8 protein-coding genes, 1 tRNA gene and 3 rRNA genes are annotated in these 11938 nt (G+C 51.1%); 9 read left to right on the forward strand and 3 right to left on the reverse strand.

Annotated elements, in window-relative coordinates:
- Nucleotides 1-22 precede the first annotated feature (22 nt).
- Nucleotides 23-952, forward strand: a complete 930-nt coding sequence (rbsK, locus tag V2154_RS21745) for a ribokinase (protein WP_353503789.1) — start codon at nt 23-25, stop codon at nt 950-952.
- Nucleotides 953-1960 (forward strand): ribose operon transcriptional repressor RbsR, encoded by a 1008-nt coding sequence (rbsR, locus tag V2154_RS21750; RefSeq protein WP_353503790.1) that lies wholly within the window; start codon nt 953-955, stop codon nt 1958-1960.
- On the opposite strand, the gene V2154_RS21755 is transcribed toward rbsR, so the two are convergent.
- Nucleotides 1946-2635, reverse strand: a complete 690-nt coding sequence (locus tag V2154_RS21755; protein ID WP_353503791.1) for a FadR/GntR family transcriptional regulator — start codon at nt 2633-2635, stop codon at nt 1946-1948. The genes rbsR and V2154_RS21755 overlap by 15 nt on opposite strands.
- Nucleotides 2636-3147: 512 nt before the next feature.
- Between V2154_RS21755 and V2154_RS21760 the strand changes: the two genes are divergently transcribed.
- From V2154_RS21760 to rrf, 4 genes are all read left to right on the forward strand, one after another.
- Nucleotides 3148-4690, forward strand: a 16S ribosomal RNA gene (locus V2154_RS21760).
- Nucleotides 4691-4891: 201 nt separating this feature from the next.
- Nucleotides 4892-4967, forward strand: a tRNA-Glu gene (locus V2154_RS21765).
- Between the two features lie 230 nt (nt 4968-5197).
- Nucleotides 5198-8104 (forward strand): 23S ribosomal RNA (locus V2154_RS21770).
- A gap of 121 nt (nt 8105-8225) precedes the next feature.
- A 5S ribosomal RNA gene (gene rrf / locus V2154_RS21775) occupies nt 8226-8341 on the forward strand.
- Together the 16S, 23S and 5S rRNA genes with 1 tRNA gene alongside form the textbook arrangement of a ribosomal RNA operon.
- A 129-nt stretch (nt 8342-8470) precedes the next feature.
- Here rrf and mobB read toward each other — a convergent pair.
- On the reverse strand, nt 8471-8992 hold the full coding sequence (mobB, locus tag V2154_RS21780; protein WP_353503792.1) for a molybdopterin-guanine dinucleotide biosynthesis protein MobB: 522 nt from the start codon (nt 8990-8992) through the stop codon (nt 8471-8473).
- Nucleotides 8989-9573 (reverse strand): molybdenum cofactor guanylyltransferase MobA, encoded by a 585-nt coding sequence (gene mobA / locus V2154_RS21785; RefSeq protein WP_353503793.1) that lies wholly within the window; start codon nt 9571-9573, stop codon nt 8989-8991. Before mobA ends, mobB begins: the two co-directional genes overlap by 4 nt.
- 149 nt (nt 9574-9722) lie before the next feature.
- Between mobA and V2154_RS21790 the strand changes: the two genes are divergently transcribed.
- From V2154_RS21790 to dsbA, 3 genes are all read left to right on the forward strand, one after another.
- Entirely contained in the window at nt 9723-9992 is a 270-nt protein-coding gene (locus V2154_RS21790; RefSeq protein WP_034794454.1) for a YihD family protein, read from the forward strand.
- A 92-nt stretch (nt 9993-10084) separates the two neighbouring features.
- Nucleotides 10085-11071, forward strand: coding sequence for a serine/threonine protein kinase (locus V2154_RS21795; protein ID WP_353503794.1), 987 nt, complete (start codon nt 10085-10087; stop codon nt 11069-11071).
- A 47-nt stretch (nt 11072-11118) separates the two neighbouring features.
- A complete protein-coding gene (gene dsbA / locus V2154_RS21800; RefSeq protein ID WP_353503795.1) occupies nt 11119-11742 on the forward strand; it encodes a thiol:disulfide interchange protein DsbA in 624 nt (207 codons plus the stop codon).
- Nucleotides 11743-11938 lie beyond the last annotated feature (196 nt).

The raw sequence follows: 11938 nt of genomic DNA on the forward strand, positions 1-11938 counted from the left end.
CAACATGACTCAGGGAACGCAAATGGATACAGGTAAACTGGTGGTTCTCGGCAGTATCAATGCCGACCATATTCTCAATATCAATCAATTCCCTCAGCCTGGCGAAACGGTGATCGGTAAACAATATACCGTGGCCTTTGGCGGCAAGGGAGCTAACCAGGCGGTCGCCGCCGGGCGCGCGGGCGCGGATATTTCCTTTATCGCCTGCGTCGGTGATGATGATATTGGTGAGCGCGTTCGTCAGCAGTTGGCCAGTGACAACATCGATACTTCTCCCGTTGAGGCAATCGCCGACACCACTACCGGCGTGGCGCTGATCTTCGTTAATGCCGAAGGCGAGAATGTTATCGGTATTGATGCCGGTGCGAATAAAGCCGTGACGCCTGACTACCTGAATCGTTATCAACAGAATATTGTCGACGCCTCGGCGTTGCTGATGCAATTAGAGTCTCCGCTAGAAACCGTGATCGCTGCGGCTAAGCTGGCGAAGCAGCACGATACTCAGGTTATCCTCAATCCTGCTCCGGCCTGTGAACTGCCCGATGAACTCTTGTCGCTGGTGGACATGATCACGCCGAACGAAACCGAGGCCGAGCGCCTGACCGGCATTCAGGTGAATAATAATGAAGATGCCCAACGCGCCGCGAAAGCGCTGCATGATAAAGGCATCGAAACCGTGATTATCACGCTGGGCAGCAAAGGTGTGTGGCTAAGCCAGCACGGCGAAGGCAAGCAGGTCAGCGGTTTCCGCGTCAAAGCCGTGGACACCATCGCGGCCGGGGACACCTTCAACGGCGCATTGGTCACCGCCCTGCTCGAAGGCGCAGCCATGGACAAAGCCGTGCGTTTTGCTCACGCCGCCGCCGCCATCGCCGTGACTCGCCCGGGGGCGCAGCCTTCTGTGCCGTGGCGTAATGAAATCGACGACTTCCTTGCGCGTCAGGAGTCCTGATTGGCCACCATGAAAGATGTCGCCCGCGTCGCGGGCGTCTCAACCTCCACCGTCTCTCATGTCATCAACAACAATCGCTTTGTCAGCGAGGCTATCCGCGAAAAAGTCACCGCGGCGATAGATAGCCTCAACTATGCACCTTCCGCCCTCGCCCGTAGCCTTAAACTGAACCAAACTCGGACGATTGGCATGCTGCTCACCGCCAGCAGCAACCCCTTCTATGCGGAAGTAGTGCGCGGCGTGGAGCGCAGCTGCTATGAACGCGGCTACAGCCTGATTCTCTGCAACACCGACGGCGACGCCGAGCGCATGAACCGCAGTATGGAAACCTTGCTGCAAAAGCGCGTCGACGGTTTGCTTTTAATGTGTACCGAGAATCATCGGCCGTCGCAGGACGCCATCAGCCGCTATCCGTCATTACCTATTGTGATGATGGACTGGGCACCTTTTGGCGCGGCGAACGATGTCATTCAGGATAACGCTCTGCTCGGCGGCGTGATGGCGACGGAGTATCTGATTAGCCAAGGATACCAGCGCATCGCCTGTATCACCGGCCCGCTGGATAAAACCACCGCCGTACAGCGACTGGATGGTTATCGTCAGGCCATGCATCAGGCGGGACTGCCGGTGTTACCGGGTTATGAAGTCACCGGGGATTTTGAGTTTGCCAGCGGCCTGCCCGCCATGGAGCAGTTGCTCGCCCTGCCGCAGCGCCCCGAGGCGGTTTTCGCCAGCAACGACGCGATGGCGGTTGGGGTTTATCAGGCACTATATAAAGAAGGGCTGCGCGTGCCGGATGACATCGCGGTCATTGGCTATGATGACATTCAGCTGGCGCAATATATGACGCCGCCGCTGACCACCATTCATCAGCCGAAAGATTCACTGGGGGAACTGGCCATCGATGCGCTTTTGCATCGTTTGAAAGAACCTGAAGCTGAGCCTCAGGTTCTGGTCTTAACGCCAGAGCTAGTGGTGCGCGGCTCGGTTGGCTCAATCCACCGCTAACAGCAGGTTTTGGCATGCCAGCAGAGCACCCTCGGGATCACTGGCCAGAATGGCATCAACCAGGGCCTGATGGTATTCCAGCTTAATCACCTCATTCCCGGTGATGGCTCTAAAGTAGCTTTGATAAACCGAGCTGAACAAATTGGAGAATGAGGTTAGGAAGGGGTTCTTTCCGGCTTCATAGATAAGCTGGTGGAATTGTGTATCGACTTTAATCCAGCGCTCGCGGTCAAAGCGATAATGCAGCTCTTTCATCTCCGACATATATATAGAAAGAAGTTCCTTCTGCTCTTTCGTCGCCGTGGTGGCCGCCAGTGCGCAAGCCTGGGGTTCGAGCGCGCGGCGCAAAATCACAAAGTGCGCCATCACCTGATCGAAGTTCTCGCGAGTCATCCACCAGTTCAACAGCTCCTGATCGAGGAAGTTCCAGTTTGATTGCGGCATCACCCGCGTCCCAATCCGTGGGCGGGGTAACAGCATCCCTTTGGCGGCCAGCGTTTTCACTGCTTCGCGTACCGCCGTCCGGCTTACCCCGAAAATATCCCCCAATTCAATTTCGCCGGGCAAGATGCTGCCCTCGGCATATTCACCAGATAAGATGCGCTGGGCGATTTTCTCCGCCAATAGATAAGAAAGATTGCGCTGGGCGGCTTGTTGTTGGGCGTTAAGGGGCATTAAAAGGGCATCCTGAGATTCAGTGGTCTTATTATAGAAAAGAGTTTACCCCAGTGTTACGGGTCGAAAAGGCCATTTTGTGTAGAAAACTGGGTGATTGTTGTCCGTTTTTGCGATGTTTGTTGAAAAAAAGAACGGTCAGTAATTAATTTGAAATTAGGGGTTGCGGCCTTCTGAGAACTCCCTATAATGCGCCTCCACTGACCGGGAACAACGACTGAGAAGTCGCTCGGTGAGGAAGATAAAGAAGACGATTCGAATGAATAATCTCTTGACTCTTCAGCGGGAAAGCGTATTATCTGCCTCCCGCGTTACCGAGAGTTTTCCGGTAACCAACGCTCTTTAACAATTTATCAGACAATCTGTGTGGGCACTCACAAGACGATATCAGCCACCCCGGTGGCAAAAAATATCAAGTCTTAAAGAGTGACCAAGCAGTAATTCATTTAAGTGAATTATTACGAAAGTTAATTTTTGAGCACCGCTTCACGAGTTGAAGCAAATCGAACTTTTAATTGAAGAGTTTGATCATGGCTCAGATTGAACGCTGGCGGCAGGCCTAACACATGCAAGTCGAGCGGCAGCGGAAAGTAGCTTGCTACTTTGCCGGCGAGCGGCGGACGGGTGAGTAATGTCTGGGAAACTGCCTGATGGAGGGGGATAACTACTGGAAACGGTAGCTAATACCGCATGACCTCGAAAGAGCAAAGTGGGGGACCTTCGGGCCTCACGCCATCGGATGTGCCCAGATGGGATTAGCTAGTAGGTGAGGTAATGGCTCACCTAGGCGACGATCCCTAGCTGGTCTGAGAGGATGACCAGCCACACTGGAACTGAGACACGGTCCAGACTCCTACGGGAGGCAGCAGTGGGGAATATTGCACAATGGGCGCAAGCCTGATGCAGCCATGCCGCGTGTGTGAAGAAGGCCTTCGGGTTGTAAAGCACTTTCAGCGAGGAGGAAGGGTTCAGTGTTAATAGCACTGTGCATTGACGTTACTCGCAGAAGAAGCACCGGCTAACTCCGTGCCAGCAGCCGCGGTAATACGGAGGGTGCAAGCGTTAATCGGAATTACTGGGCGTAAAGCGCACGCAGGCGGTTTGTTAAGTCAGATGTGAAATCCCCGAGCTTAACTTGGGAACTGCATTTGAAACTGGCAAGCTAGAGTCTTGTAGAGGGGGGTAGAATTCCAGGTGTAGCGGTGAAATGCGTAGAGATCTGGAGGAATACCGGTGGCGAAGGCGGCCCCCTGGACAAAGACTGACGCTCAGGTGCGAAAGCGTGGGGAGCAAACAGGATTAGATACCCTGGTAGTCCACGCTGTAAACGATGTCGATTTGGAGGTTGTGGGCTTGACCCGTGGCTTCCGGAGCTAACGCGTTAAATCGACCGCCTGGGGAGTACGGCCGCAAGGTTAAAACTCAAATGAATTGACGGGGGCCCGCACAAGCGGTGGAGCATGTGGTTTAATTCGATGCAACGCGAAGAACCTTACCTACTCTTGACATCCAGAGAATTCGCTAGAGATAGCTTAGTGCCTTCGGGAACTCTGAGACAGGTGCTGCATGGCTGTCGTCAGCTCGTGTTGTGAAATGTTGGGTTAAGTCCCGCAACGAGCGCAACCCTTATCCTTTGTTGCCAGCGCGTGATGGCGGGAACTCAAAGGAGACTGCCGGTGATAAACCGGAGGAAGGTGGGGATGACGTCAAGTCATCATGGCCCTTACGAGTAGGGCTACACACGTGCTACAATGGCATATACAAAGAGAAGCAAACTCGCGAGAGCAAGCGGACCTCATAAAGTATGTCGTAGTCCGGATTGGAGTCTGCAACTCGACTCCATGAAGTCGGAATCGCTAGTAATCGTAGATCAGAATGCTACGGTGAATACGTTCCCGGGCCTTGTACACACCGCCCGTCACACCATGGGAGTGGGTTGCAAAAGAAGTAGGTAGCTTAACCTTCGGGAGGGCGCTTACCACTTTGTGATTCATGACTGGGGTGAAGTCGTAACAAGGTAACCGTAGGGGAACCTGCGGTTGGATCACCTCCTTACCTAAAGATACGCATTGTGCAGTGTCCACACAGATTGTCTGATGAAATTAATGAGCAAAGAAAACCTTGTGGTATGGGTAAGTGCCGGAAAGTTTGTGGCTGTCTAGTGCAGTGACAAACGACAATGGCGCTCGACTTTTCACGAAAAATCTCACCTTTACCCGAAATTATCGAATCAGTGATTCGATAAGCCAATTTCGGGTCCCCATCGTCTAGAGGCCTAGGACACTGCCCTTTCACGGCTGTAACAGGGGTTCGAATCCCCTTGGGGACGCCATTCCGATAATGTGTGAAAGACATTATCACCGGTCTTAACGGACCAGAATACCTTAAAGATGACTCTCACGAGTCGTGTTTAAGATATTGCTCTTTAACAATCTGGAACAAGCTGAAAATTGAAACGACACAGCTGAAACTTATCTCTCCGTAAATGTACTGAGATAAGGAGTACCCTGTGTTGAGTCTCTCAAGACTCGCAAACCGAAGTGAAACACCTTCGGGTTGTGAGGTTAAGCGACTAAGCGTACACGGTGGATGCCTAGGCAGTCAGAGGCGATGAAGGGCGTGCTAATCTGCGAAAAGCGTCGGTAAGGTGATATGAACCGTTATACCCGACGATACCCGAATGGGGAAACCCAGTGTGATACGTCACACTATTGCATGGTGAATACATAGCCATGCAAGGCGAACCGGGGGAACTGAAACATCTAAGTACCCCGAGGAAAAGAAATCAACCGAGATTCCCCCAGTAGCGGCGAGCGAACGGGGAAGAGCCCAGAACCTGAATCAGTTTGTGCATTAGTGGAAGCGTCTGGAAGGTCGCACAGTATAGGGTGATAGTCCCGTACACAAAAATGCACTTATTGTGAGTTCGATGAGTAGGGCGGGACACGTGACATCCTGTCTGAATATGGGGGGACCATCCTCCAAGGCTAAATACTCCTGACTGACCGATAGTGAACCAGTACCGTGAGGGAAAGGCGAAAAGAACCCCGGCGAGGGGAGTGAAATAGAACCTGAAACCGTGTACGTACAAGCAGTGGGAGCCTACTTGTTGGGTGACTGCGTACCTTTTGTATAATGGGTCAGCGACTTATATTTTGTAGCAAGGTTAACCGAATAGGGGAGCCGTAGGGAAACCGAGTCTTAACTGGGCGTCAAGTTGCAAGGTATAGACCCGAAACCCGGTGATCTAGCCATGGGCAGGTTGAAGGTTGGGTAACACTAACTGGAGGACCGAACCGACTAATGTTGAAAAATTAGCGGATGACTTGTGGCTGGGGGTGAAAGGCCAATCAAACCGGGAGATAGCTGGTTCTCCCCGAAAGCTATTTAGGTAGCGCCTCGTGAACTCATCTTCGGGGGTAGAGCACTGTTTCGACTAGGGGGCCATCCCGGCTTACCAACTCGATGCAAACTACGAATACCGAAGAATGTTATCACGGGAGACACACGGCGGGTGCTAACGTCCGTCGTGAAGAGGGAAACAACCCAGACCGCCAGCTAAGGTCCCAAAGTCATGGTTAAGTGGGAAACGATGTGGGAAGGCATAGACAGCCAGGATGTTGGCTTAGAAGCAGCCATCATTTAAAGAAAGCGTAATAGCTCACTGGTCGAGTCGGCCTGCGCGGAAGATGTAACGGGGCTAAACCATGCACCGAAGCTGCGGCAGCGACGCTCAGGCGTTGTTGGGTAGGGGAGCGTTCTGTAAGCCGTCGAAGGTGGCCTGTGAGGGCTGCTGGAGGTATCAGAAGTGCGAATGCTGACATAAGTAACGATAATGCGGGTGAAAAACCCGCACGCCGGAAGACCAAGGGTTCCTGTCCAACGTTAATCGGGGCAGGGTGAGTCGACCCCTAAGGCGAGGCTGAAAAGCGTAGTCGATGGGAAACAGGTTAATATTCCTGTACTTGGTGTTACTGCGAAGGGGGGACGGAGAAGGCTAGGCTGGCCGGGCGACGGTTGTCCCGGTTCAAGCGTGTAGGGGTGTGGTCCTGGTAAATCCGGACTGCTTTAACCCTGAGGCGTGATAACGAGCCACTACGGTGGTGAAGTAGCTGATGCCCTGCTTCCAGGAAAAGCCTCTAAGCTCCAGGTAACACGAAATCGTACCCCAAACCGACACAGGTGGTCAGGTAGAGAATACTCAGGCGCTTGAGAGAACTCGGGTGAAGGAACTAGGCAAAATGGTGCCGTAACTTCGGGAGAAGGCACGCTGGCGCGTAGGTGAAGAGACTTGCTCTCGGAGCCGAAGCCAGTCGCAGATACCAGCTGGCTGCAACTGTTTAATAAAAACACAGCACTGTGCAAACACGAAAGTGGACGTATACGGTGTGACGCCTGCCCGGTGCCGGAAGGTTAATTGATGGGGTTATCCGCAAGGAGAAGCTCTTGATCGAAGCCCCGGTAAACGGCGGCCGTAACTATAACGGTCCTAAGGTAGCGAAATTCCTTGTCGGGTAAGTTCCGACCTGCACGAATGGCGTAATGATGGCCAGGCTGTCTCCACCCGAGACTCAGTGAAATTGAACTCGCTGTGAAGATGCAGTGTACCCGCGGCAAGACGGAAAGACCCCGTGAACCTTTACTATAGCTTGACACTGAACATTGAGCCTTGATGTGTAGGATAGGTGGGAGGCTTTGAAGCGTGGACGCCAGTCTGCGTGGAGCCAACCTTGAAATACCACCCTTTAATGTTTGATGTTCTAACTCGGCCCCCTGATCGGGGGTGAGGACAGTGTCTGGTGGGTAGTTTGACTGGGGCGGTCTCCTCCTAAAGAGTAACGGAGGAGCACGAAGGTTAGCTAATCACGGTCGGACATCGTGAGGTTAGTGCAATGGCATAAGCTAGCTTGACTGCGAGAGTGACGGCTCGAGCAGGTACGAAAGTAGGTCATAGTGATCCGGTGGTTCTGAATGGAAGGGCCATCGCTCAACGGATAAAAGGTACTCCGGGGATAACAGGCTGATACCGCCCAAGAGTTCATATCGACGGCGGTGTTTGGCACCTCGATGTCGGCTCATCACATCCTGGGGCTGAAGTAGGTCCCAAGGGTATGGCTGTTCGCCATTTAAAGTGGTACGCGAGCTGGGTTTAGAACGTCGTGAGACAGTTCGGTCCCTATCTGCCGTGGGCGTTGGAAGATTGAGAGGGGCTGCTCCTAGTACGAGAGGACCGGAGTGGACGCATCACTGGTGTTCGGGTTGTCATGCCAATGGCATTGCCCGGTAGCTAAATGCGGAAAAGATAAGCGCTGAAAGCATCTAAGCGCGAAACTTGCCTCGAGATGAGTCTTCCCTGTGGCTTTAAGCCACCTGAAGGGACGTTTAAGACTAAGACGTTGATAGGCTGGGTGTGTAAGTGCAGCGATGCATTGAGCTAACCAGTACTAATGACCCGAGAGGCTTAACCTTACAACACCGAAGGTGTTTTGGTCTGAGAGACGAGACGAGATTTTCAGCGAAGTTCCGAGATTGGTTCGCATGGCGTGCGAGGGTGAAAGCCTGAGGATGCGGTGGGGATAACAAGAATTTGCCTGGCGGCACTAGCGCGGTGGTCCCACCTGACCCCATGCCGAACTCAGAAGTGAAACGCCGTAGCGCCGATGGTAGTGTGGGGTCTCCCCATGCGAGAGTAGGGAACTGCCAGGCATCAAATAAAGTGAGAAACCCCAGCCGAAAGGCCAGGGTTTTTTGCTATGTGGGAAACGGCAAAGTGCAAAACAAAGAAGCCCCCCTGCTCTGGCGAGCCGGGGGGCTTCTTGCGTTATGGCTTAGTGATCACCGCGCGCGATTGTTAAGCCAGTGGATCACAAACTGGCCAACGTCCTCTATCTTATTGATATCTAAGGATGGGAGAGCGTTGTCGAGTGGTGTATCGCTGCATACCGCGATAGCATTGTTGTCTATCAGCCCTTCAAATGCTTTAGTGGCGCCCTGCCGATACAAGACGATTTTATCTATCTCTTCATGCTTAAAGCCTTCAACCAAGATCAAATCTAATGAATTGCTGTCGAAACGGCTGGCAAGATAGTGAAGATCAAGGGAGTCAGCCTCTGGCGTTTCTGTCATTAATGCCCAGCGCTGGCTGCTGGCAACCATGGTCTGATGGGCACCCGCCTTCCTTAACTCAAAACTATCTTTGCTGGGTGTATCGACATCTACGTCATGGTGGGTATGTTTGATAAGTCCGACTCGCACTCCTTTAGCCTTTAAATAAGGGATGAGTTGCTTGAGAAGCGTTGTTTTACCCGTGCCGCTGTAAGCCACGACGCCAAGTAGTGGGATAGATAACTTATTCATGGTAACTGGCCTAATGTCTTTTCCCACAGGGCGACATCTGCTGGAGTATTTAGATTAGCGAAAGCCTTAGGATCATCGAATATCACGGGTAGCGCGTTGATCTGCTTGAAGAAAAACATGACCTTTCTTTCACCTTTTGCTAAATAGCTCTCCAGCTCAGGAATGATTCTTTTGTCCAGCAAGCACAGTGTGGGGTGATCTCTTGAAACGTCTCGCGCATAGACAGCAGAGTGTTGGCAGCTATGCGCAGTAAATTGCTCGGCCAAGTCACGTGGGAACGATGGGACATCGCACGGGACAAACAGCGCCCATTGAGTATTAACAGCTTTTAAACCTGCCAGCATCCCGGCAAGAGGGCCGGCATAATCTTGAGTGATATCAGGAATCACGGTGAAGTGTTGACCATAAACCCGTGGATTTTGGTTCGAATTAATCACGATATCACCCACCATCGGGCGTAGCCTTTCGGCAATATGCTCAAAAAGCATCTTACCTGCGGCTCGGATCGTGCCTTTATCCTGCCCCATCCGCGTCGAGCGCCCGCCAGCTAAAATGACCCCCGTTATCTCGTCCGTGCTCATTCTCTTCACCCTTCTTGACCCTCTTTCCTGCGATTGTAACGCCAAACATTGTGATGAATCAGGTTTTAATCGGCTGTTTTAACTCTCCCTTCCCCTGAGGAAATAAGCCTGATATTTTGTGTGACTACTGCCAATAAAAGGACATTATTATGAAAGAGCATCGCCTAAATGAGCTTATTGAACTGCTTCATCCAGCATGGAAGAACGATTCTGATATGAATTTGCTGCAATTTTTGCAGAAACTGGCCACCGAGTGTGGATATCAGGGGCCGCTCGCTGAGCTAAGCGATGATATGTTGATATATCACCTCAAAATGCGCGGTAGCGAGAGCACGGCAGAAATTCCGGGCCTCAAGAAAGATTATGAGGATGATTTCAAAACCGCCATTTTACGTGCACGTGGAATTATTAAGGATTGATGTAAACTTATGTGAACTTCATGCGACTCGCCAAAAATCGATGATACTATTTCGTATTGTCATTTTTCCGTACGGCCTATCTGAATGAAGTTATGAACAATTCCGCTTTCAATTTCCAGGCCTTGTCGCCAGATCTGATCCTCGATGCGTTAGAAAGCGTCGGATTAATGGCAGAATCTGGCCTCACCGCATTAAACAGTTATGAAAACCGCGTCTACCAGTTTCTTGGTGAAGACAAAAAACGTTATGTGGTGAAGTTTTACCGGCCGGAACGCTGGAGTGAAGAACAAATCCTTGAGGAGCACGCTTTCTCGCAGGATATGCTCGATGCGGAAGTTCCAGCAGTTGCTCCCCTAAGTATTCAGGGAACGACTCTCCATTCTTACCAAGGCTTCCTCTTTACGGTGTTCCCAAGCGTTGGCGGGCGTCAGTATGAAATTGATAATCTCGACCAATTAGAATGGGTTGGGCGTTTTCTTGGGCGTATACATCAGGTAGGCAGTGAAAGCCTGTTTGTGTCCAGGCCAACCATGGGGTTGGATGAATATCTGAATCAACCTCGCATTACTCTCGAAAACTCATCTTTAATTCCTGCACGCCAGCGCGCGGCATTCCTTGCAACGACCGACAGCCTGATCGCCACCATTGGTGAGTATTGGCATCAGGATTGGAGGCCACTGCGCCTGCACGGTGATTGCCATCCGGGAAATATCCTTTGGCGTGACGGTCCGATTTTTGTCGATTTGGATGATGCGAGAAACGGCCCGGCAGTGCAGGATTTGTGGATGCTGTTGCATGGAGACCAAAGCGATCAGCGGCTACAGCTGGATATCTTGCTTGAAGCTTACAGCGAATTTGCTGACTTCGACGCCAGTCAGTTATCACTCATCGAACCTTTGCGAGCAATGAGGATGGTCTATTATCTCGCATGGGTTGCGCGTCGTTGGGAAGATCCTGCTTTTCCAAAGAGCTTCCCTTGGATGAAAGATGAAGACTTTTGGTTTAATCAGTCTGCCGTATTTAACGAGCAGATTAAGAAATTACAGGCGCCACCTTTACAGCTGATGCCAATGTACTGAGTCGTGAATAAACGCTAAATATTTAATTAAATGGAGATAGGTTTGATATGAAAAAGATATTCCTGGCACTGATTGGTATGGTTATGGCCTTCAGCGCATCAGCTGCACAATTTTCTAATGGCACGCAGTACGTAACGCTTGATAAGCCAGCGGCCGGTGAGCCTCAGGTTCTTGAGTTCTTCTCATTCTATTGCCCGCACTGCTATCAGTTCGAACAAGTTTGGCATGTATCTGACAATATTCGTAAGAACCTGCCAGAGGGGGTTAAATACGCTAAATATCATGCTGAATTCCTTGGCCCATTAGGCAAACAGCTGACCCAAGCTTGGGCTGTGGCCATTGCGCTGGGTGTTGAAGATAAAGTTAGCCCGCTGATGTTTGAAGCGGTGCAAAAAAAGCAGACGGTTCAAAACGCTGATGATATTCGCAAAGTCTTTATTGAGGCGGGTGTTAAAGGCGAAGATTATGACGCGGCGCTGAACAGCTTCGTGGTGAAATCTCTGGTCGTACAGCAAGAGAAAGCAGCACAAGATTTGAATCTGCAGGGTGTGCCATCTGTATTCGTGAACGGTAAATACATGGTCAAAAATGATGGTCTGGATACCACCACTATGGATATCTACACTAAGCAATTCTCTGATGTTGTTAACTTCTTAGCGAAGCAGAAGTAATTTCTAAATCGAAATGCCAGCATTAAGCTGGCATTTCTTTTATCCAGGCATTACCCATTAAATAGATGCCATAGAAATATAAAACCGCAGCATATTAATAACGGAGAATTATAATATCCACATTAACCGTTAAACTTCTATGACAACTGTTTTTAGATTTAAAACGGTTTAACTGCATGAAACCCGTAGCTAAAAA

It is taken from the genome of Ewingella sp. CoE-038-23 (assembly GCF_040419245.1).
GTDB classification, from domain to species: domain Bacteria; phylum Pseudomonadota; class Gammaproteobacteria; order Enterobacterales; family Enterobacteriaceae; genus Ewingella; species Ewingella allii.